19 protein-coding genes and 1 pseudogene are annotated in these 20,965 nt (G+C 50.2%); 12 read left to right on the forward strand and 8 right to left on the reverse strand.

Annotated features, from left to right (window positions below; all coding sequences use genetic code 11):
* Positions 1 to 82: 82 nt before the first annotated feature.
* Positions 83 to 1,462 (reverse strand): putrescine aminotransferase, encoded by a 1,380-nt coding sequence (gene ygjG / locus QQZ17_RS05700; RefSeq protein WP_187696674.1) that lies wholly within the window; start codon positions 1,460 to 1,462, stop codon positions 83 to 85.
* Positions 1,463 to 1,893: 431 nt separating this feature from the next.
* Here ygjG and QQZ17_RS05705 point away from each other — a divergent pair, with 431 nt between their 5' ends.
* A complete protein-coding gene (locus QQZ17_RS05705) occupies positions 1,894 to 3,414 on the forward strand; it encodes a methyl-accepting chemotaxis protein (RefSeq protein WP_152406080.1) in 1,521 nt (506 codons plus the stop codon).
* A gap of 309 nt (positions 3,415 to 3,723) precedes the next feature.
* A complete protein-coding gene (locus QQZ17_RS05710; protein ID WP_152406079.1) occupies positions 3,724 to 5,289 on the forward strand; it encodes a methyl-accepting chemotaxis protein in 1,566 nt (521 codons plus the stop codon).
* Here QQZ17_RS05710 and QQZ17_RS05715 read toward each other — a convergent pair.
* Positions 5,286 to 5,846 (reverse strand): PadR family transcriptional regulator, encoded by a 561-nt coding sequence (locus QQZ17_RS05715; protein ID WP_152406078.1) that lies wholly within the window; start codon positions 5,844 to 5,846, stop codon positions 5,286 to 5,288. The genes QQZ17_RS05710 and QQZ17_RS05715 overlap by 4 nt on opposite strands.
* 224 nt (positions 5,847 to 6,070) lie before the next feature.
* On the opposite strand from QQZ17_RS05715, the gene QQZ17_RS05720 reads away from it, so the two are divergent.
* The 3 genes from QQZ17_RS05720 to QQZ17_RS05730 all read left to right on the forward strand — a co-directional run bounded on the left by QQZ17_RS05720 (position 6,071) and on the right by QQZ17_RS05730 (position 8,914).
* Entirely contained in the window at positions 6,071 to 6,838 is a 768-nt protein-coding gene (locus QQZ17_RS05720) for a siderophore-interacting protein (RefSeq protein ID WP_152406077.1), read from the forward strand.
* Positions 6,839 to 6,923: 85 nt separating this feature from the next.
* Complete coding sequence (locus tag QQZ17_RS05725; protein WP_152406402.1) at positions 6,924 to 7,262, forward strand: DUF1889 family protein; 339 nt, start codon at positions 6,924 to 6,926, stop codon at positions 7,260 to 7,262.
* 329 nt (positions 7,263 to 7,591) lie between these two features.
* Positions 7,592 to 8,914 (forward strand): tyrosine-type recombinase/integrase, encoded by a 1,323-nt coding sequence (locus QQZ17_RS05730; RefSeq protein WP_114499438.1) that lies wholly within the window; start codon positions 7,592 to 7,594, stop codon positions 8,912 to 8,914.
* Here QQZ17_RS05730 and QQZ17_RS05735 read toward each other — a convergent pair.
* Positions 8,911 to 10,073, reverse strand: a protein-coding gene (locus QQZ17_RS05735; RefSeq protein WP_085947598.1) for an IS3-like element IS3 family transposase whose coding sequence is annotated in 2 segments (ribosomal slippage) — positions 8,911 to 9,812 and positions 9,812 to 10,073 — 1,164 coding nt in all. Because the reading frame shifts where the segments join, the coding sequence is not laid out codon by codon here. The two genes, QQZ17_RS05730 and QQZ17_RS05735, sit on opposite strands and share 4 nt — an antisense overlap.
* A 220-nt stretch (positions 10,074 to 10,293) precedes the next feature.
* On the opposite strand from QQZ17_RS05735, the gene QQZ17_RS05740 reads away from it, so the two are divergent.
* The 4 genes from QQZ17_RS05740 to QQZ17_RS05755 all read left to right on the forward strand — a co-directional run bounded on the left by QQZ17_RS05740 (position 10,294) and on the right by QQZ17_RS05755 (position 14,104).
* A complete protein-coding gene (locus QQZ17_RS05740) occupies positions 10,294 to 11,304 on the forward strand; it encodes a hypothetical protein (RefSeq protein ID WP_032669170.1) in 1,011 nt (336 codons plus the stop codon).
* 92 nt (positions 11,305 to 11,396) lie between these two features.
* The gene (locus QQZ17_RS05745) at positions 11,397 to 11,633 is read left to right on the forward strand and encodes a helix-turn-helix transcriptional regulator (protein WP_044066940.1); all 237 of its coding nucleotides are present in this window, start codon (positions 11,397 to 11,399) and stop codon (positions 11,631 to 11,633) included.
* A 128-nt stretch (positions 11,634 to 11,761) separates the two neighbouring features.
* On the forward strand, positions 11,762 to 13,177 hold the full coding sequence (locus tag QQZ17_RS05750) for a YfjI family protein (protein WP_032669172.1): 1,416 nt from the start codon (positions 11,762 to 11,764) through the stop codon (positions 13,175 to 13,177).
* A 300-nt stretch (positions 13,178 to 13,477) separates the two neighbouring features.
* Entirely contained in the window at positions 13,478 to 14,104 is a 627-nt protein-coding gene (locus tag QQZ17_RS05755; RefSeq protein ID WP_032669173.1) for an inovirus Gp2 family protein, read from the forward strand.
* A gap of 90 nt (positions 14,105 to 14,194) precedes the next feature.
* Here QQZ17_RS05755 and QQZ17_RS05760 read toward each other — a convergent pair whose 3' ends face one another.
* The 3 genes from QQZ17_RS05760 to cadR all read right to left on the reverse strand — a co-directional run bounded on the left by QQZ17_RS05760 (position 14,195) and on the right by cadR (position 17,505).
* Positions 14,195 to 16,768: a DEAD/DEAH box helicase gene (locus QQZ17_RS05760; RefSeq protein WP_032669175.1), complete on the reverse strand. Its 2,574-nt coding sequence runs from the start codon at positions 16,766 to 16,768 to the stop codon at positions 14,195 to 14,197.
* Positions 16,765 to 16,986, reverse strand: a complete 222-nt coding sequence (locus QQZ17_RS05765; protein ID WP_032669177.1) for a hypothetical protein — start codon at positions 16,984 to 16,986, stop codon at positions 16,765 to 16,767. The genes QQZ17_RS05760 and QQZ17_RS05765 overlap by 4 nt, the downstream gene beginning before the upstream one ends.
* A gap of 111 nt (positions 16,987 to 17,097) precedes the next feature.
* Positions 17,098 to 17,505 carry a Cd(II)/Pb(II)-responsive transcriptional regulator gene (cadR, locus tag QQZ17_RS05770; RefSeq protein ID WP_004364961.1) on the reverse strand — a complete coding sequence of 136 codons (408 nt, stop codon included), beginning with the start codon at positions 17,503 to 17,505 and terminating at the stop codon, positions 17,098 to 17,100.
* 95 nt (positions 17,506 to 17,600) lie between these two features.
* On the opposite strand from cadR, the gene QQZ17_RS05775 reads away from it, so the two are divergent.
* Genes QQZ17_RS05775 through QQZ17_RS05785 form a run of 3 tightly spaced genes read left to right on the forward strand, consistent with a single transcriptional unit; the run spans position 17,601 to position 20,324 of the window.
* A complete protein-coding gene (locus QQZ17_RS05775; RefSeq protein WP_152406076.1) occupies positions 17,601 to 18,497 on the forward strand; it encodes a cation transporter in 897 nt (298 codons plus the stop codon).
* 3 nt (positions 18,498 to 18,500) lie between these two features.
* A complete protein-coding gene (gene lspA, locus QQZ17_RS05780) occupies positions 18,501 to 19,013 on the forward strand; it encodes a signal peptidase II (protein WP_003821921.1) in 513 nt (170 codons plus the stop codon).
* Between the two features lie 21 nt (positions 19,014 to 19,034).
* A complete protein-coding gene (locus QQZ17_RS05785; protein ID WP_032669179.1) occupies positions 19,035 to 20,324 on the forward strand; it encodes an ISL3-like element ISPpu12 family transposase in 1,290 nt (429 codons plus the stop codon).
* Positions 20,325 to 20,366: 42 nt separating this feature from the next.
* On the opposite strand, the gene QQZ17_RS05790 is transcribed toward QQZ17_RS05785, so the two are convergent.
* Both QQZ17_RS05790 and QQZ17_RS26310 read right to left on the reverse strand, forming a co-directional pair.
* Positions 20,367 to 20,687: a hypothetical protein gene (locus QQZ17_RS05790; RefSeq protein ID WP_044066934.1), complete on the reverse strand. Its 321-nt coding sequence runs from the start codon at positions 20,685 to 20,687 to the stop codon at positions 20,367 to 20,369.
* Between the two features lie 48 nt (positions 20,688 to 20,735).
* Positions 20,736 to 20,953 (reverse strand): annotated as a pseudogene (locus tag QQZ17_RS26310) (PadR family transcriptional regulator); the annotation flags it as partial.
* Positions 20,954 to 20,965: the final 12 nt, after the last annotated feature.

Below are 20,965 nucleotides of genomic sequence, written 5' to 3' on the forward strand. Positions count from 1 at the left end.
ATGCAATGATTGTGATGGGATTCAAAAAAAGCCCCCGGGCAGGGGGCTTTTGTTTGCCTGACAGAATGTCCCGGCATTGAGTTTAGACCTCTTCGACACTCACTCGCAGTGCCGCCAGCGCTTTACGCGCGGCTTTTAGTACCTGTTCGCACTGCTCGATCGTCAGCGTTAACGGCGGTTCGATGCGGATCGTTTTCGAGTTGTTTAGCGTCCCGGCAACCAGTACCCGCTGGCGGAACATCTCGCTGGCGAAACGGTAGCCCGTTTCATTGTCGACAAACTCGATTGCCATCAGCATCCCTTTCCCGCGCGCGTCCTGCACCAGATCGGGGTACTCCCGCGCCAGTTGGCGGAAACCGTCCAGCAGGATATCGCCTTTCTGTTCCGCTTGTGCCGGCAGGTTTTGTTCCAGCAGGACATTGATGGTCGCCAGCGCGGCCGCACAGGCCAGCGGGTTACCGCCAAAGGTCGTGGTGTGCAGGAACGGGTTATCGAACAGTACTGAAAAAACCTCTTCGGTGGCGATCGTTGCGCCAATCGGCATCACGCCGCCTCCCAGCGCTTTTGCGAGGCAGAGAATGTCAGGCTGCACGTTCTCATGTTCACAGGCAAACATCTTGCCGGTTCGCCCCATGCCGGTCTGGACCTCATCGAGGATCATCAGCGCGCCAAACTCATCGCAGAGTTTACGCACGGCGGTGAGATAACCCTGTGGTGGCAGGATCACGCCGCCTTCACCCTGGATAGGTTCCAGAATCACCGCCGCCACATCATCTCCGGTTTTTTGGCACTCGCTGAGCGCGGTACGCATAGCCTCAATATTACCGAACGGCACATGACGGAAACCCGGTAATAGCGGCATAAACGGCTTGCGGAAAGTGGATTTGGCGGTGGCGGACAGCGCGCCCAGCGACTTACCGTGGAACGCGCCGCTGGTGGCGATGAAGGTAAATTTGCCGCGTGGTGACTGGTAGGCCTTCGCCAGTTTCAGCGCCGCTTCGACCGATTCCGTGCCACTGTTGCAAAAGAAGCTGTATTTCAGTTTTCCGGGTGCCAGGGCAGCAAGGGTTTTTGCCAGCATGGCCCGTAGCGGGTCAAGCAGCTCCTGACTATGCAGAGGTTGTTTCGCGAGTTGATTCTGTACGGCGGAAACCACAACTGGATTACGGTGCCCCACGTTGAAAATTCCAAAACCTCCCAGGCAGTCGACAAACTCCTGTCCCTGGGTGTCGACAAGCGTATTCAGACCTCCCGCTTGCCACTCTACGGCTCCGTAATCCCCGCCGGCGGTAACAGATTTGCGATACTCTAAAAATCCCGGATTGACATGCTCTTTGAAGTAATCAATCACCTCTCGGTTAAGTGCTTTCATCTCCTCATGATCAAGCGTTCGCTTCTCAATGAGATTCAGTGCGTGCGCGCTGCAGGCCAAAGCCGATGCGCTGGAAGGTAACCTGTTCAAAATATGCTCCCGGGGCTCGCGTATCACATGATACCGATTTAAGTATTGCAGGGATTGCGCCATCCCGGCGGCGCTGACGAAAATCGGGATAAACACCAGGGAGAAGAGTTGTTGTGCAACATTTAATCTTATTTGTTAACAGTTGCTGAGTTTTTGCGCAGAATGAAGACCGCACGAGAGTGGCTTCAGAAGGGGCAACTGCGCGGAAATAGTGCAAAAATTGTGCAGTAACAGTGCGTATCTCTCAGGGGGATTTTATAGTTTCAAACTGAAAGTATTTTAAATCAATCAATTAGAATTCATACAAATCGTGAGGTTTAATCGCAAATTGCGATCTAAATCAAATTTAACATCTAAAGATAAATCTGTTAGCGCCGAAATAACATCTGACAAAAAAGTTAACAGCCAGATAACTAGCACAGGACGCGACTATGTCTTCTCATCTCTACGTCACCCAGCAAAATACACCGCTGGATGACGATACGACCCTCATGTCGACTACCGATCTCCACAGTTACATCACTCACGCCAACGATACCTTCGTCAATATCAGCGGTTATTCGATCAATGAATTGTTGGCGCAACCTCATAACCTGGTGCGTCACCCGGATATGCCGAAAGCGGCCTTTGCCGACATGTGGTACACCCTGCAGCAGGGCGAGCCGTGGAGCGGCATCGTCAAGAACCGCCGTAAAAATGGCGATCATTACTGGGTAAGGGCGAACGCGGTACCGATGGTACGCGAGGGGAACGTGACGGGATACATGTCGATCCGTACCCGCGCGACGGACGCGGAGATCGCCGCCGTTGAGCCTTTATATCAGGCGCTCAATGAAGGCCGTTGTTCGCGCCGGATCCACAAGGGGTTGGTGGTGCGTAAAGGATGGCTCGGGAAACTGCCGGCAATGCCGGTGCGTTGGCGGGTTCGTTGCGTGATGGTGCTCATTTATGGCGTGCTGGCGGCGACGCTGCAACTGTCCGGTGCGTTATGGCCCGCACAACTGATGTGCGCGCTGGTGATGCTGCTGGGTACGGCTGCATTTGAGTGGCAGATTGTTCGCCCGATTGAGAATGTAGCGAAACAGGCGCTGAAGGTGGCGACCGGTGAGCGGAACAGCGTGGCGCATCTGAACCGCAGCGACGAACTGGGATTGATGCTACGCGCCGTCGGACAGCTTGGTCTGATGTGTCGCTGGCTAATCAACGATGTTTCAAGCCAGGTGTCGAGCGTCAGAAACGGCAGCGAAACGCTGGCGAAAGGTAATGACGATCTGAATAAGCACACCCGTCAGACGGTCGATAACGTGCAGCAGACGGTGACCACCATGAATCAAATGGCGGCGTCGGTTAAACAAAACTCAGAAACCGCGTCCGCAGCCGATAAGCTGTCGATTGCTGCCAGTAACGCGGCGACGCAGGGCGGCGAGGCGATGGACACCGTGATTAAAACCATGGATGACATCGCCAACAGCACGCAGCGCATCGGTACCATCACTACGCTTATCAACGACATCGCTTTCCAGACGAATATCCTTGCGCTAAACGCCGCGGTTGAAGCGGCCAGGGCGGGTGAGCAGGGGAAAGGGTTTGCCGTTGTGGCGGGTGAAGTACGCCATCTGGCCAGTCGCAGCGCCAGCGCGGCGAACGATATTCGCAAGCTGATCGATGCCAGTGCGGATAAAGTGCAGTCTGGCTCCCAGCAGGTCCATGCGGCGGGGCGCACGATGGATGATATTGTCTCTCAGGTTCAGAACGTCACCCAGTTGATTGCGCAGATTAGCCATTCCACACTGGAACAGTCAGATGGCTTGACCAGCCTGACGCGTGCGGTGGATGAACTTAACCACATTACACAAAAGAACGCCGAACTGGTTGAAGAGAGCGCCCAGGTGTCCGCCATGGTGAAACACCGCGCCAGCCGTCTGGAAGATGCCGTGACGGTGCTGCACTAATCCTTTCCTTTATCCTCATCAACGCTTGCCTGTAACGGCAAGCGTTATTGTAATAATAATGTTAACAGCATATTAAATATTACCACCTACGGGTTATTTCTCTATTTTATTAACCGCTTTCAGTTTCCCTCTTTTTGCTATTTAGACATTATAAAAAATCGTTTATATAACGATCGGTCTGCCTCTATTCATCGTTAAAAACTATTTACCAGCAATTATTGATAATAAAAAGCGATCAAATTCATAAAGTTAGTGAAATTGTTACCGATAAGGAATCTGTCTGAAGAAAACTATCTCCAGGGAGAATATATGTTTTTGCGTAACATGAAAATTCGCTCAAAATTATTTATCGCGTTTGGATTGTTTATTGTACTGATGATGGTGAGTTCGGGCCTTTCCTTATTTAGCCTGGACCGCGCCAACAGTGGTATGCAAAACATCATTACCAATGATTATCCCATCACGGTAAAAGCCAACAAGCTTGTCGATCATTTCCAGGATTTTGTCAGCACGCAGCAACTGATGCTGATGGACGAAGAGGGGCGGTGGGCCCAGACGTCACAGAAAAAACTCGACGCCATAAGCGAGCAAATCACGGTGCTGCTGGATGAACTGAACGCCGCGCCGTTGAATGCCGAATCGAAGAATGTCATCGCTGGGATCCGCGATGTGCGTGAGCAGTATCTCGCCTCCCGATTTCGCATTCTGCAGGAACTGCAAAACCATAACCGACAGGCGGCGATGCAGGAGATGATGACCACGACGGTTAATGTACAGCAGGACTATAAAGCTAAAGTTCAGGCATTGATCGCCATTGAAGACAGGCAGATGCTGCGCGCTGGCGCACAGGTGGAAAGCGACTTTAACACGAACCGGGCGCTGCTTAGCGCACTGGCGCTCATCGGCATTGCCGCGGGCTGTATCATGGGCTGGTATATCGTGCGTTCCATCACCCGGCCGTTGAATGAAGCGGTGCAGTTTGCCGAAGCGATTGCCGAGGGTGACCTGACCCGCAATATCATTACCACGCAGAAAGATGAGACCGGCGAACTGCTGCATGCGCTGATGGTAATGAAAACTCGTCTGCTGGAGATAGTCCAGGAGGTTCAGAACGGCTCAGAGAATATCTCCAGCGCGGCGGCGCAGATTGTCGCCGGAAACCAGGATCTGGCTGCGCGTACCGAAGAACAGGCGAGCTCTGTCGAGCAGACCGCAGCGTCGATGGAGCAGATCACTGCCACGGTCAAAAATACCGCCGAACATACCGGAGAAGCGACGAAACTCTCAGCGGGGGCGGCGACCGTCGTGAAGAACAATGGCGAGATGATGAATCAGGTGACGCAGAAAATGCGCGTGATTAATGAAACGACTAACCGGATGTCAGACATCATCAACCTGATTGACTCTATTGCCTTTCAGACTAATATTCTGGCGCTGAATGCGGCGGTTGAAGCTGCGCGAGCCGGTGAGCATGGCCGCGGATTTGCCGTGGTAGCGGGAGAGGTACGCCAACTGGCGCAGAAGAGCGCGTCTTCTGCCAGCGAGATTCGCCATCTGATTGAGGATTCCACCGGTCAGACCCAAGAAGGGATGCAACTGGTCGAGAAGGCTAATGCCCTGATTAACGGCATGGTAAACAACGTTGAAGAGATGGATGTGATCCTACGGGAGATCGGCCAGGCCAGTCGTGAGCAGACCGAGGGTATCTCGCAGATCAACAGCGCGATTGGCCTGATTGACGCCACCACGCAACAGAACTCCTGTCTGGTTGAGGAGTCCGTTGCGGCAGCGGCGTCACTGAACGAGCAGGCGTTACACTTAAAAGAGATGGTGAAAGTGTTCCGCGTTCGCGAAGGCGATGCCTTGCCTGCTTAATCAAGCTGAGTGATTTCCAGCGCCGCGCGGTCGATCACGCCAATGATCTTTTTAAGCTGTGCGTCGCTGATGTCACCCTGATTTACCCTCAGATCAAGCACCGCCTTGAAGTTTTCCAGCGCTCGCTTCATCTGCGGGTTCTTACGCAACTCAAAGCCGACATTGCGCGCATTAACGCGTTCCTGGATGTGACCGAGATGTTCACGATTCTCTTCCAGCCACTGTGCGCCGGTGTCGGTGAGGGTGATTTTTTTACGTCCACCCTCCTCTTCGCTTATCGTAATAAAGGCCTGATCCTGGAGGAAATCCAGCGTTGGATAGATCACGCCAGGACTCGGCGTATAGTTGCCCTGCGTCAGATTTTCGATGGCTTTGATCAACTCATAGCCGTGACTGGCCTCGCGGGAAAGAATGTCCAGAATCACCAGACGCAGCTCCCCATGACCAAAAAAGCGCTGACGCCGTCCACCTCCACCGCCTCTACCGTGACGATGTTCGCAACCGTCGTGATGATGCCCTTCGCCTTTACAGCAACCTTCATGATGATGTCGCATGATAATCTCCTGATGTTGTTTAGATATATCTAATTTATATCTAAAGAATAAATTATGACAAGTTCAATGTTGATATTTTTATTAATTGTATGAATTTTAACGATAAATATTATTAGGTGTAATCTTCCAGAAACTATCAAAAAATGACTTGCAATCCTGGTGATTAACAATCATTATCATTTGAAAATTTATTTCGATATATCTGATTATTACACTAAGGCCAAAAGATGATGGATAAAACTTCATGTTACCCTCAGCGTGTGCGCAATGAACTGCGCTTTCGCGAACTTACCGTTTTGCGCGTAGAACGTATTGGCACGGGTTTTCAGCGTATTGTCCTCGGCGGCGATGCACTGGAAGGTTTTAGCTCGCGCGGTTTTGACGATCACAGCAAGGTGTTTTTCCCGCAACCCGGCAGCCATTTTGTTCCGCCAACCGTGACGGAAGAGGGCATTGTCTGGGGAGAGGGCGTACGTCCAGTTTCTCGCGACTATACGCCGCTGTACGATGAAGCCCGTCATGAACTGGCGCTGGATTTCTTTATCCACGACGGCGGCGTGGCAAGTTCCTGGGCGTTACAGGCGCGCGCAGGCGATACGTTAACGATCGGTGGGCCACGTGGTTCGCTGGTGGTGCCGGAAGATTACGCATATCAGGTTTATGTTTGCGATGAGTCAGGCATGCCGGCGCTGCGTCGTCGTCTTGAGGCGCTGAGTCGCTTACCGGTAAAACCGACGGTGACCGCGCTGGTGAGCGTCGCCGATCCGGCATATCAGGATTATCTCGCGCATCTGGACGGGTTTGCCATTGAATGGCTGGGACACGATGAGCAGGCGGTTGCCGCACGACTGGCGCAGATTGAGGTGCCGGAAGAAGATTACTTCATCTGGATCACCGGGGAAGGGAAAGTGGTGAAAAAACTCAGCCAGCGCTTTGAGCAGGAACCGTTTGATCAGCAGTTAGTCCGAGCAGCGGCTTACTGGCACAACAAGTAAAGTGAGCGCCGTCGGGACAATGAAATTTAATGATTTCTTTGACGCTGAAATCGGTTTAAGGTCATAGGGTAGTCTTGTGTTTTACATGGTAAATTTTAAGGATAAAAGTATGCCTGCAGTCATTGATAAAGCATTAGATTTCATTAACGGTATGAACACTTCGGCCTCTTCACCTGAACCTATGGATGAAAGCACGGCGAAAGGAATTTTGAAGTATCTGAAAGAACTGGGATTCCCGGCTAGCGCAGCAGACGTCACGGCCCGGGGGGAACAGGAGGGGTGGAACCCCGGTTTTACGCAGAAATTAGCCGGATGGGCTGAAAAGTTTGAGTCCGGAGAGCGGGTATTGATTAAAAACCCTGAGTATTTTTCACTGTATATGCGTGAGCAGCTTCAGGAACTGGTCGAAGTTGAGCGCGCGTGAAGTCAACAACCTGTCTTGATGCTCTTGCCTGTAGGGGAAGAGCATCCCTTTCTCTTACTTCCGCGCTGTTGTAACTCATTGAATTTGGTGGCCCCTGCTGGACTTGAACCAGCGACCAAGCGATTATGAGTCATAAAATCGGCATGCTTCTAATCGTTCGCTATTGACGCTTATTGTATTTTTAATTGTCTATAATCAATCAGTTATGATGTTGTTTTTGTTTCTGATTGGTTGTCTCGTCTCCTCATTGTACTATCGTTACCTGACCCATTACCTGACCCAAAATGGGCATCGGGTCAGGTAACGCTTATCCTTAGAAAGGTAACCTCATGGCCGCTAATCTTACTGAGACTGCTATACGCGGATTGAAGACAAAAAGCACGTCGTACTACGTGTGGAGCAACAGTGCTCAGCGTGGTACCGGCAGGCTTGGCGTTAAGGTTCAGCCTTCAGGCAGCAAAGTTTTTTATTTCCGTTACTACGTTGAGAAAGGAAAGAAAGAGAGATTCATTCAGTTAGGTATCTGGCCTGAGATGAAATTGGTGACCGCCAATGAGCTGGCGAAAAAGTACGGGGCCTGGCTTGTTGAAGGAAAAGAACCTCAGCAAGAGCTTGAGCAACAACGCCTGGCTGAGCAGCACATCATGCAGCTTCACCGTTCTCAGGGATCGTTTAAAGAGCTGGTACATGGTTACGTTAACAAGATGAAGCTCGACAATAAGCGGACTTGGGCCGATGTACTGAAGCGACTTGAAAAAGAGTGCTATTCAGTCATTCCTCGAGAGACCAAAGCGAAGGATGTCACGCCCTTACAGATCAAAACGATCTTGTCTGGCATTATCCAGCGAGATGCGGTGGTCCATGCAAACCGAATTCGTTCCTACCTGATGGCGGCATTTAACTACGGTCTTAAAGCCGACAACGATCCGATGAATAGCAGCGTGGGGATTACGTTTGGGCTTGAGGTTAACCCGGTATCGGCCATACCAAAGCAATCCTCGGCGGAGAAAGTTGGTGACACATGGTTAACGCTGGAAGAGCTACGTATTGTCATGGAGCAGTTCGACCAGGCAACTAACGTTGGGCCGTTGATGCAGCACCTTATCCGCTTCTGCGTTTATGCTGGCGGGCAGCGACCGTTTGAAATGATTGCCAGCCAATGGAGCGCGATTGACTGGCAGCAAAAGACGTTACTGGTCATAGCCGATGTATCGAAAAACAAACGGGAGCACCTGATCCCATTGACTGAATCGGCATTAAGTGAATTAGCCTCAGTGAAAGAACTGACTAAGGAAAGTAACAGCCCCTATATCTTCCCGCTCTCGACCAACGGCGAACGACCGGTACGTACCGATAGCCTGGCCCGTTCCATCATGTATTTCCGGGCTTTTAATCCTAAGTTTAAAGTTTTCACAGCGCGAGATTTACGTCGCACATGTAAAACGCTGATGGGGGAGGCGGGGATCAGCAAAGAGATCCGCGACCGTATCCAGAATCACGCTTTGAATGACGTCAGCTCGAAACACTATGATCGTTATGATTACTTGCCTGAAAAGCGCAGGGCGCTTGAGATCTGGGAAGATAGGGTCAACAACTATCAGCGACAGCAGGAAAACAATGATCCTACCCACGTAATATGGACACAGGCCTAAGCGAGGTTCTGGTTTTCAAATTGTTCCGGACTGAGGCCGCCACACCAACTGTGCCGCCGCCACCGATTGTAATCACATTCGATATAATTAAATACCGTTGCCCGCATTATTTCCCGGCTGATAAAGTGTTCTCCATGGATACATTCCACTTTCAGCGAATGAAAGAAGCTTTCCACGCAGGCATTATCGTAGCAGCAACCTTTTGCGCTCATACTTCCACGCAGATTATGCCGCTTCAGTTGCGCCTGATAATCTGCTGAACAGTACTGGCCTCCACGGTCAGTGTGAACGATAACGTTCCGGGGCCTCTTACGCCGCCACAGCGCCATCTGCAGGGCATCGCAGGCCAGTTGCGCCGTCATGCGTGGCGACATTGACCAGCCAATAACGGCACGTGACCACAGGTCAATGACCACTGCCAGATACAGCCAGCCTTCATCTGTACGTAAGTACGTGATGTCTCCTGCCCACTTCTGGTTCGGGCCACTGGCGTAAAAATCCTGCTCCAACAGATTTTCTGACACAGGCAGGCCGTGTGCGCGGTAGCTGACCGGGCTGAACTTCCGGGAGGCCTTTGCCCTCAGTCCCTGACGGCGCAGGCTTGCCGCCACGGTTTTTACGTTAAAGGGGTAACCCTGAGCACGCAGTTCATCCGTCAGGCGTGGGGCACCGTAACGCTGTTTTGACCGGGTAAAAGCCGCGAGGACAACGCTGTCGCAGTGTTGGCGGAACTGCTGACGCGTGCTTATCCTTGTCCGCCGCTGACACCACGTATACCAGCCGCTGCGGGCCACCCGGAGCACGCGGCACATTGCTTTGATGCTGAACTCAGCCTGATGTTTTTCAATAAAGACATACTTCATTTCAGGCGCTTCGCGAAGTATGTCGCGGCCTTTTGGAGGATAGCCAGCTCTTCATCCCGTTCTGCCAGCTGGCGTTTGAGACGTGCAATCTCGGTAGACATCTCCAGTTCACGTTCAGAAGACGTCTGCTGATTTTGCTGTTTACTGCGCCAGTTGTAGAGCTGTGATTCATACAGGCTGAGTTCACGGGCTGCGGCAGTAACACCGATGCGTTCAGCAAGCTTCAGGGCTTCACTGCGAAATTCAGGCGAATGCTGTTTACGGGGTTTTTTACTGGTTGATACTGTTTTTGTCATGTGAGTCACCTCTGACTGAGAGTTTACTCACTTAGCCGCGTGTCCACTATTGCTGGGTAAGATCACAACGTGGTAAGTCTCTTCAAAAGAACATAGTAAGTTATACTCCCGAGTAGTGAAATATAAGATGGATCACTTTTTAGGGGCGATTGCTGTGTCAGGCGACACTTAATTTGTTATTATCGACAAATGATAAGTGTCTGCCTGATGGGAGAGAGGGATGAATTCTAATTTTTTTTCGTTGTCAAAAATAACTGATCAGCATATCGTTCAGAAAATACTGGATGCATGGTTTTCTAAACGTATACAACTTTTTTTGTATTTTGGCGGAAATGGCAAAAAATGTAGATTGTCACGCTGTATTTCGCCTTCGCTACATATAGGCGGAGAGCAGCTTATTAGTAATGGGGATGAATTTTACCTGTCAGAAGACAGTAAGGCACATTCAATTTTAAAATTCATCCCTGACCTGCCGCTAAAATCGCACTTGAAGATAACTAAAGGTTTTAAAATATCAAGATCAATTCAAGGTGAGTATTTCAACTATGAATACGCAGGGACTGCATTGGGATATTGGGTTGTTGTCCCGACTAAACTAGCAGCCTTTAATAATGGTAATTATATTCTCACTGATAAAGAGTCATTTAGTCTTAAGGCTGATTCATCTGGTGCGGTATATGTCTATAGTGTTTACGATGAGGACTATTTGATTTTTGACGGTGATAACGGCATCAATAATGATGATCTCTATATCGATGTTAATGTGCTAAAGTCCGTCTTTCCTTCATTCAACCCTGATGATAAATTTAATGGCGTAACAGTTGAGAAAAAATCAAAAGAGGCTGTTTTTGAAACTAAAAAAGAGAATTTTGCTGTTTGTTTGCTTATGCATGAAACTGTCGTGAGGAACAATGGCGTTCCTGTTGTCAGTAAATTTAAAGTTGATTATGATGAAATGTGGAAAGCAAATATATCAGAAAGTACACTTCTTGAATGGTTTGAAAAACCAGCTGCATTTACAGATAGAAGGCAAAGAATTAAGGGCGAAAAAATAAAAGGTCTATATTTGTTTATGACTATGTTCAGTCAAAAATATGGAAGTGGCTCCAAAAGTAAAACCGCTATAATTGCAGATGAACTCAACAAATTGGCGGCCTCGGACGATTTTCAGTTCCCGGTCGCATTCACTACAAGTGATGTCAGAAAGTGGCTTAAGAAACCCAAAAACTAAGCGCTTACTAAGCGCATCTCCAAAAGTGCATCACTTTCCAAATCTCCCGTCCTGAAACATGATTGTCTCCATCGAAACCACAGGAGGCAATCATGCACAATTCTTTTACTCAACCTACCCCCGAGCAGCGTTTACAGGCTTTACAGAACTATGGCGAGAGGTCAGATCGTCTGGTTCGTGAACGTGAACGCCAGCGTATCACATCAGTATCACGATCTACAGCATGGAAACTTGAACGAGCAGGCCGCTTCCCTTTACGTAAGTCGATTGGGCCAAAATCTTGTGCCTGGCTGCTGAGTGATCTTCTTTGCTGGATCAGCATTCGTTAATCAAAAAGTCGTGTTTTCGGTTCGTTTTATCTTTAATGAACACGGTTTCATCTTGCTATTTCCGCTACTAATAGCGGAATAGCCGCTAAGGTGAAATAAATTTATCCTTAATCTATACAGAGGTTTTCATGCTTATTAGTCGTCCGTTCCCTGTACAAGTACTGCCATTGATTATCAGAAATGCGGTTTATGAGGTAACTCAAAATACACAGGCACCATTAGCGCTAGTTGCCGCATCTGCCCTTGGTGCTATTTCCCTTGCCAGTCAAAACGGGATTGATGTTTGCCGGTTTAATCATTTGCGTAGTCCCGTATCTTTATTTTTGCTGACACTGGCTGATTCTGGAGAAAGGAAAAGCAGTGTGGATAAAGCATTAATGAAGCCGCTGTACGATTTGGAGGAACAAAAGTTTATACAATACATGAGGGATTATGAAACCTGGGAAAATAACATGCAAGTGTTTAATACCCAACAAAAGGCGTTAACATCAAAGCTGAAATCGGAGATCAGGCGAAATAAAGATTCTTCCGCGACTGAAGCACAATTAAAAGCTCTTATGGAAAACCGCCCGGAAGAGCCAGTAAGGTACAAGTTGATGTTTAATGATGCCACTCCGGCGGCGATTAAACAGTTTCTCTGTGGTCAATGGCGGGCTATTGGCATAACTTCCGATGAAGCAGGCACCATATTTAAAGGTCATACACTAAATGATCTGCCTTTCATCAACAAAATGTGGGATGGCTCAACATTTTCAGTGGAAAGGAAATGTAGCCCGGAACAATTTATTAAGGATGCCAGAGTTACTCTGTCTGCAATGCTACAACCTGTTATTTTTAGAGCATATCAGGAGTCTAATGGAGAGATGGCTAAAGGGATAGGTTTTTTTGCCCGCGCCTTGCTCTGTCAGCCAGACTCAACCCAGGGTTACAGGAAAATTACCAGCCCAGTGACTTCAACCGAACATTTGCCAGTATTCCACCAACGATTGATGGAGATCATCACTGAAAATATGATACGACATGATGAAAATAAACGGGAATGCCTCTTTTTTTGTCCTGAGGCGGAACAACGAATGATTGAGTTTTATAATAAAGTTGAATCTGAGATGGGGATGCTTGGTTTTCTTTCTGACTTCAAAGACTATGCTTCTAAGGTCACAGAGAATATGGCGAGAGTAGCTGCTTTACTGCACTACTTCGAGGGGAGTGGCGGAGATATTTCACTCATTGCTGTTGAAGCAGCCATACAGATAATTTCATGGTACGTGGACGAGTATGTAAGGCTTTTCTCAAAACAGCAAGAATCGACACTTGTAGGCTCAGAGGCTCACGATCTTTACTGTTGGATAAAAGAATATTGCGTGAGAAATACGATCCCTTATCTCAGAAAAAACACGATATTGCAGTATGGCCCCAATCGGTTCAGAAACAAAGCGACAGTGAGCGAATTACTAAGCACTCTTTACTCACAGCGTAAGATAATGGCTGCGAAGCGAGGTAAAACTATATTTATCCAGCCTGTGGAGACCACTGATTTGGTTTGATTCCATCAGAAATATTATTTTTTCTCGAAGCTAATTGCAGAGTGACTTTTAAACAGCCATCACAGGCTGGGGCTACCTTCGTCTCAGATTTAGATGTTGGATAGGTATTATAATGGCGTTGTATACCCTTACTACCTGTATTAGCCAGTATTAATCAGTAAGAGTAGTAATCAGATCAGTATGTCCGTACTAAAATCTGATACCAGTATATACCGACAACAGTGACCATGAATAGCCCTACCTGTATGGCATCCCTATACGGTCTGCTATAGACCGTAGGACCAACTACAGGTATATATTATGAAAACATATCAAGGTACTCATGGAGTACATATCCTCGAATATCAGAGTAAGATTAATAAATTATTATGTTATTTGACTAACCGGTATCCTAGGTTAATTGCTGTACGTGTCGATCTCCACTATCCGAAGATAGTTGATGACGGTGACAATATTTGTTGCTTCCCTAACCTGGAACCTGGGGTGATATCCCGGATGCGTGAATCCCTCAGAGCTAAGCTGGAGGCTGACCGTACCCGTAAGGTGCGTGAGGATAAACGCATCTACCGTTGCCCTTTATTTATTATATGGGCGAAAGAGTATTCTGAATCAGGTAAATGCCACTATCACATTTGCCTGTTGTTCAACAAAGACGCTTACTACCACCTCGGGGATTACGATCAGGACGATAACCTTAGAGGGATGATCACAGGAGCCTGGTACAGCGCCCTGAGACTGGAGAGAGACGATCACCCTGGTCTGGTCCATTTTCCTGAAAACTGTAAGTATGTGCTAGACACCAATAGTACTGACTTCCAGCAGAACTACCAGGCGCTGTTAACCCGACTGGACTACCTGACCAAAGTTGAAAGCAAAGTGTTTGGTGAAGGAGACCGTAACTTCGGCTGTAGCCAAATCGAACTGTAAGTCGGTAATGGCCTTCTCAGTGAGAAGGCCTTATTTGTATTGTTTCAAAAAATTACTAAAATGCAGTTTCGTTACGCAATTTTCTATAGATTACTGATAGTCATCAGCAAGTCCGCTACTAAATAACGTTTCTGCATTTTCAGCGGTAGCAACAGCATCCTGCACATCCTGCCGTTTCAAATCTAACACTCGTAATTTACCCTTTACTTCGGCGACAGATTCGATTCGCCTGTAAGCATCAGAATGATGTTCGGCATATAGCGCAAGTCCTTTCAGTTTGGGCAAAGCATCAGCCAGATGTAGGCTATGTGGATCTACCAGGTCCACAACCATTTTGCCATCCTGTTCGGCAAAGAACAGGAAATCGGGACGAACAATCTTGTACTGTTCAGCTTCAACATAAGCGATTCCCAGTGACGACTGCCCTGTGTACTGTGGATTACGATACCAGAAAGCAAATCCTTCACGTTTGGTTTCGATCTCAAAAACCTTGGTTTCCCAATGGTTCAACAGAGCCGGATAGATCCCGTTTTCGTCACACAACAAATGGTGTTTCCAGACTGGAAGGTCAGCTTCCTTTTCACCTTCACGCACCCTGGTCATTTCAAACTTGTTCGCCGGCCTGACCAGATCCACATCCTGCGGTTCGGTACTCATTTCGACGATTTGACGATAGGCCTCTTTACGCTCATCTTTCAACGACTTGATTTGCGGTGTGTACTCGGCCAGCCACGCCTTCGCCAGTCTATCGGCCTCGCCATCGAAGTAATCCTGCACCTCCATCACCAGCCCCATGCCAGCAACGGTAACACGAGCCTCCATGATTGCTTCCAGATATTCCTCTGCATCCTCTTCTCGATCCGCAACCTTACCGGCCAGATATTCGACATAGGTACGTGAAACATCCGGGCTGAAAATTCGGGCTGCACGCCGGTAGGCGTCATCAATCACCGTTACGTCCGCCTCCTCCCAGAATTCGTTGAAGGTCATTGCTTTGTTCTTGAGGCTGGCAACCACAGCCTTACCATCTACGACGAGCACTGCATTGCGTTTGTTTTTGATTTTCTCGGCATTTTCTATCTGGAACTTGTCCAGAACAGCGTGCAAAGCAGCATGGGATTTCCTGACTGCCCCATCAAGAATGCCGTCATCAACCAGTTCCTGTGCCAGCGCGGTCAGACGTCTGGCGGGTCTGGCTCCTTTCTGTGGTCGGGTTTGAGAAGGTAGCGCTTCAAATGCTTCCCATACTTCAGCTGAAGCAGCCGGGTTAGGTTTCATCTCCACAGGGTTAACCAGGATGCGTCCGCTTGGAGGAGAGGTATCATCGCCCTTAAACAAGGTATTGACGACATCTCTCACGGTATTGGTATTAAACTTGGGCAACAGGCATTCTACAGAGTTTAAACGCTCATTACCCGGAATACGTCTCGCCAATGGAGTACGCACCATACGCCCCAACAATTGCGTAATATGCGTCCTGTGGCTGGCTGCGCGGAAGGAAACCATCACTTCGGCACGTGGGCAATCCCAGCCAGTGCTGATGGCATCTTTAGCAATCAGTACTCGCATCCAGGTTGATTCCTGCACCCGCTGCGGTTCAATATAAGGCACCTGATGTTGGCCGAAACGTTGTGTGGTGTGTTCACCGAAGACATGAGCAACACTGTCAATGGACAATTCAGGATAACGGGAGAATAACGTATCCAGCCAACGCCCCACCTCATTCGGGTCAGGCGTATTAGGTACCTGGAATACCATTAGCGGCACTACTTCGCGCACGGTTTCCTGCTGTCTTGCGTACTCTGCCCAGGCATCGGTCGCTTCCCTGAGTTTGTCGGCAGCACGGCGTACCCACACGGTATCGAAGTCACCAGCTTCATCAGGCACACCCAGAATGATATCGTCCTTGATAAGTCCAGATTCCTGCACTTTAGCGGGGTCAACCACCACATTCGGCAGTTTGACATGATGACCAGCATTGGCAATGGCTTTGTCGAAACGTTCAACTGTGGCGGAAATACCCCACACTACTGGAATACCCTTCACTCCAGCCGAACCATTGATAAGCCGTTGTACAATAGTACTCTTAGCAGCTTCACTGGAAGCCGTTGACGAGCCCATCCCTCTGTGCGCTTCATCCAGCACTAAGTAAAGGGTCAGATCCGGGTCTTCGATGGTGTTCTGGATGGTATCCCACAGCGTATAAGCCTGTGCATCAGGGGCTGCTTCGAAAAGGCCGCCTTTATCATCGAACCCGCGCACCAGGAGGCTTTTTTTGCCAAACTTCTGCGTGTTAAGGAAATAGATTTTTCCAGCCTGAAACTTACGCCGACTGAAGGGATGTTCAACTACCACCATATCGTTGTAGTTGATACGGTCACTCGCCTCCATCAGGCGAAAACGGGTTTGCTCATTCAGTGCTGGATCATCACTGAACCAGATCACCACCGCGCCGGGATCTGCATCGAAATTAAATTCGTCGTCACCATGAAACAATGCTTCAAATGCAGCAGCAGCCATGACGGTCTTACCCGCACCGGTTACAGCCGTTAAAGAGAAGGCGCTTTTGTCGCTCTCGTTGTGCCAGTAACGTCGAGCCTTCCTGAGATTCGCCAGAGCATCATGTACCGCATCGCGCTGATAGTCCTTGAGAGTAAATTTCATTCTGTCCATTCCCCACTGGTGAAGCTGAAATTGGTCAGGTACGACTCGTATAACCGCACTGGTTCAACATCTTTTGGCAAACGTTTTGTTACAGACTGGAAGTGACGGTCATCATCAGTAACGATGAAAGCCACGCACACGCCACTGGAGGTATCAATGGCTTCAATGAATGGGGTTGCTTGGTCTACATCTAGCAGTAGACCGTACGCATCGGTCACTTCCCATCCTTTAGTAGGTATTTTGGGTAAGCGGATTAAATGGTTGATCTTACCTTTGCATGAGAGTGAGACAGACCGGCATCTCATCGGATTATCTGGTTGATGCTTCACCTACTGCTGGTGCATGTTTCCTTCGCTAATTCCAGCAAGAACCCCACACGCCTCAACTTCCCGGTCATCGTTGCAACTCGCTCTCAGTGAAACGAGTTGTTTCTCAAGCGCTTGCAGAGCGGTTATCTGCGACCGCACATGAGAGATGTGATCATCGAGCAAGGCGTTGACGGCGGTACAAGGCTGATGAGGGTCGTCCTGATAGCTCTGTAGTTCGTGAATCTCAGCCAGTGACAGGCCCAGGATTCTGCAGCGACGGATGAAGGCCAGCCCCTCACCATGCTTCTCGGTATAGACACGGTAACCGTTGTCCTGCCGATCAGGCGGCGGCAACAAGCCCTGCTGTTCATAGAAGCGGATCGTCTGTGTTTCGACCCCTACCAACTGCGCCAACTGACCAATGCGCATCAGCCTCCTCCCCAACGGATTCTTTACTCTATTGACCTTATAGTAGCTTTATAGTTTTAAATGGTACCACAACATTGTTCAAGTGGAGTCGTATCATGAGCAAATCCTGTGGTGGCGCCTGTGGCGGTGATGCAACGTCCGCAGCGGATACCGATATACAGGCCTCCTCCGAGGCGCCAGGGAGATGGGTCAGTGTTTATGCCGTGCCGAAGATGGACTGTCCATCAGAAGAACGAATGATTCGCCTAGCCCTGAACGGCTTTGAGGAGATTCGGGCGCTGTCCTTCGACTTGTCGAACCGCCGGCTGAAGGTCGTGCATGACGGCGAGGTCGAGCCCGTCACCTCGAAACTGAAGACCTTGGGGCTAGGCGCCTCGCTTCAGGAAACCGTCGCTGCAAATCCGGAGACCATCAAGGCCGCCGAGTTTTCGGCAGCTTCTGCTAAGCAAGAATCCGGGACCCTGCGCTGGTTGCTCGGCATCAATGCACTTCTGTTAGTGGTGGAAATGACTGCCGGTCTGATCGCCCGGTCCACCGGCCTGATTGGAGAATCCCTGGACAATTTTGCCGATGCGGCGGTGTACGGGCTTGCCCTTTATGCGGTTGGACATAGCGTGAAAATGCAGGTACGTGCCGCGCATCTTGCTGGTGTACTGCAACTGATCTTGGCTGTGGGCGTGCTCGTAGAGGTGGTGAGACGCTTTGTATTCGGTAGTGAGCCTGAATCGCTGGTGATGATGGCTATCGCATTCGTCGCATTGATTGCCAATACCAGTTGTCTGCTGCTCATATCCAAACATCGGGAAGGCGGGGCGCACATGAAGGCAAGCTGGATATTCTCGGCCAACGACGTGGTGATCAACCTGGGGGTCATCACCGCCGGCGCCCTGGTCGCGTGGACCGGTTCCAATTATCCGGATCTGATTATCGGCACCATCGCGGGGGGCATTGTACTTAACGGTGCCAGACGCATTTTGGCGTTGAAGGGTTAAATAATGCTCATTATTGGCAAAAAGCTCTCGCCGTATGCCCTATTGTCCATATCGGGCCTGCTGGCAGCGTCTGATCAGGCTGTAAAGTGGCTGGTGCAGCAATCAATGGCCTATGGCGAGTATGTTTCGGTGACCCCGTTCTTTAACTGGGTGCACCTATGGAACACCGGTGCCGCATTCAGTCTTTTTGCGAATGGTGGAGGCTGGCAGCGCTACTTTTTTATCGGAATCGCGGTAGTGGTCTCGATTTTTCTGATCAAGCTGATCCTTGAAAATCGTCATAAAGGAGAAGCCATCGCTTACAGTCTTATCCTCGGTGGCGCCATGGGCAACCTGATTGACCGGGTCTTTCGCGGCTATGTTGTGGATTCCTTTGATTTCTATTGGCGAGACTGGCATTGGCCGGCCTTCAACCTGGCTGATATTGCAATTGTCCTCGGTGCCTTACTTTTCGTTTCCAGCAGCTTGTTGGGTAAAAAAGCAAACACCAATGCCGAGTCGGATGGATCTGACTGACACCTACGCCTATACAACACCATGACCGAACTTCCCGACAACATCCTTCACCTGCCGCAATACCAAGTACTGGGCTGCAAATCAACCGACGACGAAATGCACTTCCAGGTGGACGTGCCCGATCCCATCGCCTGCGAGGAATGCGGCGTGCAGGGTGAGTTCGTACGGTTCGGCAAGCGTGACGTTCCCTATCGTGATCTGCCCATCCACGGCAAGCGGGTCACTCTCTGGGTGGTCCGCCGCCGATACACCTGCCGGGCCTGCAAGACAACATTCAGGCCCCAGCTACCGGAGATGGTGGACGGATTCCGTATGACACTGCGGCTGCATGAGTACGTGGAGAAGGAATCCTTCAACCACCCCTACACCTTTGTGGCGGCACAGACCGGCCTGGACGAGAAGACGGTGCGCGACATCTTCAACGCCCGCGCCGAGTTCCTGGGGCGCTGGCACCGCTTCGAGACGCCCCGCATCCTGGGCATTGACGAGCTATACCTGAACAAGCGCTACCGCTGCATTCTGACCAACATTGAGGAGCGAACCCTGCTCGACCTGCTGGCCACCCGCCGCCAGGACGTGGTGACCAACTACCTGATGAAGCTGAAAGACCGGCAGAAGGTCGAGATCGTCAGCATGGACATGTGGAACCCCTACCGGGCAGCGGTCAAGGCTGTGCTGCCCCAGGCCCGTATCGTGGTCGATAAGTCCCATGTGGTGCGCATGGCCAACGATGCCCTAGAGAGAGTGCGCAAGGGCCTCAGAAAGGAGCTGAAACCGTCCCAGAGCCGGACTCTCAAGGGAGACCGGAAAATCCTGCTGAAACGCGCTCACGAAGTCTCAGACCGGGAGCGCCTCATCATGGAGACCTGGACAGGCGCGTTCCCGCAACTGCTGGCCGCCTACGAGCACAAGGAGCGCTTCTACGGCATCTGGGACGCCACCACACGGCTCCAGGCAGAAGCCGCCCTGGACGAGTGGATAGCCACCATCCCGAAGGGCCAAAAGGAAGTCTGGAGCGATCTGGTCAGGGCAGTGGGAAACTGGCGCGAAGAGACCATGACCTACTTCGAGACGGACATGCCCGTCACCAACGCTTACACGGAGTCCATCAACCGACTGGCCAAGGACAAGAACCGTGAAGGGCGCGGTTACTCCTTCGAGGTGATGCGGGCACGAATGCTCTACACCACGAAGCACAAGAAGAAGGCACCGACTGCGAAGGTCTCTCCTTTCTACAAGAAAACCATCGGTTACGGACTGCCGGACTTCGCAGAGGAACTCAACTACGGAGTCGATCTATCAACCATCTGAGGGTGGTATCAGATTGATGGGGTGAAGGTGCCCCATCAACCATTAAATCCGTATACCCGGTATTTTTTCAATACGTTCGCCGCGCGCACCCGCGCGTAGCCATAGCAACGGCGCAATGCGAACAAAGGCCAAGTTGTGGCTAACCGACTTCTCAGCTTCGTAGGTCAGAGTGAAAAACTCGGCATTTTCCTCAAAACCGTCAGACATTGGGAACTCGTCTGTAAACCTATAATTGCCCTTAATCGGTTGTTCATTCGGCGTTTTGCCTGTGATAGCAGCTTGTACACGTGGTTTGGTGATATAATCACAGATCCCCCACTTTTCCCAATCAGGATCTCCAGGCCTTAAGCCCTGTTCGCGCAATTTTTTCTGTTCGTCGGCAGCGACTTCGTTGTTAGTGACGGAGATGCACTGGCGACGACCACCACCTCCGCCGCGACCGTGGCGGCGTCCGCACCCTGTTCGTGGTGATGTTTCTGGTGACAGCCTGCGTGGCGATGCTCTTCACTTTTGCAGCAGCCTGCATGGTGCTCACTGTGGCGGCTTTCGTGGTGATGTCCTTCACCCTTGCAGCAGCCTTCGTGTTGGTGCTCTGTATGTTTACAGCAACCTTCATGATGGTTTTGCATCATCGTCTCCTG

Source organism: Citrobacter sp. T1.2D-1, assembly GCF_950098555.1.
In the GTDB taxonomy this organism is placed as follows: Bacteria; Pseudomonadota; Gammaproteobacteria; order Enterobacterales; family Enterobacteriaceae; genus Citrobacter_A; species Citrobacter_A telavivensis.

Bases quoted from the DNA above. Each gene is read 5' to 3' on its own strand.
- QQZ17_RS05705 (WP_152406080.1), top strand. From the start codon at position 1,894: ATGTCTTCTCATCTCTACGTCACCCAGCAAAATACACCGCTGGATGAC.
- QQZ17_RS05710 (WP_152406079.1), top strand. From the start codon at position 3,724: ATGTTTTTGCGTAACATGAAAATTCGCTCAAAATTATTTATCGCGTTT.
- QQZ17_RS05720 (WP_152406077.1), top strand. From the start codon at position 6,071: ATGATGGATAAAACTTCATGTTACCCTCAGCGTGTGCGCAATGAACTG.
- QQZ17_RS05725 (WP_152406402.1), top strand. From the start codon at position 6,924: ATGGTAAATTTTAAGGATAAAAGTATGCCTGCAGTCATTGATAAAGCA.
- QQZ17_RS05730 (WP_114499438.1), top strand. From the start codon at position 7,592: ATGGCCGCTAATCTTACTGAGACTGCTATACGCGGATTGAAGACAAAA.
- QQZ17_RS05740 (WP_032669170.1), top strand. From the start codon at position 10,294: ATGAATTCTAATTTTTTTTCGTTGTCAAAAATAACTGATCAGCATATC.
- QQZ17_RS05745 (WP_044066940.1), top strand. From the start codon at position 11,397: ATGCACAATTCTTTTACTCAACCTACCCCCGAGCAGCGTTTACAGGCT.
- QQZ17_RS05750 (WP_032669172.1), top strand. From the start codon at position 11,762: ATGCTTATTAGTCGTCCGTTCCCTGTACAAGTACTGCCATTGATTATC.
- QQZ17_RS05755 (WP_032669173.1), top strand. From the start codon at position 13,478: ATGAAAACATATCAAGGTACTCATGGAGTACATATCCTCGAATATCAG.
- QQZ17_RS05760 (WP_032669175.1), bottom strand. From the start codon at position 16,768: ATGAAATTTACTCTCAAGGACTATCAGCGCGATGCGGTACATGATGCT.
- cadR (WP_004364961.1), bottom strand. From the start codon at position 17,505: ATGCGCATTGGTCAGTTGGCGCAGTTGGTAGGGGTCGAAACACAGACG.
- QQZ17_RS05775 (WP_152406076.1), top strand. From the start codon at position 17,601: ATGAGCAAATCCTGTGGTGGCGCCTGTGGCGGTGATGCAACGTCCGCA.
- lspA (WP_003821921.1), top strand. From the start codon at position 18,501: ATGCTCATTATTGGCAAAAAGCTCTCGCCGTATGCCCTATTGTCCATA.
- QQZ17_RS05785 (WP_032669179.1), top strand. From the start codon at position 19,035: ATGACCGAACTTCCCGACAACATCCTTCACCTGCCGCAATACCAAGTA.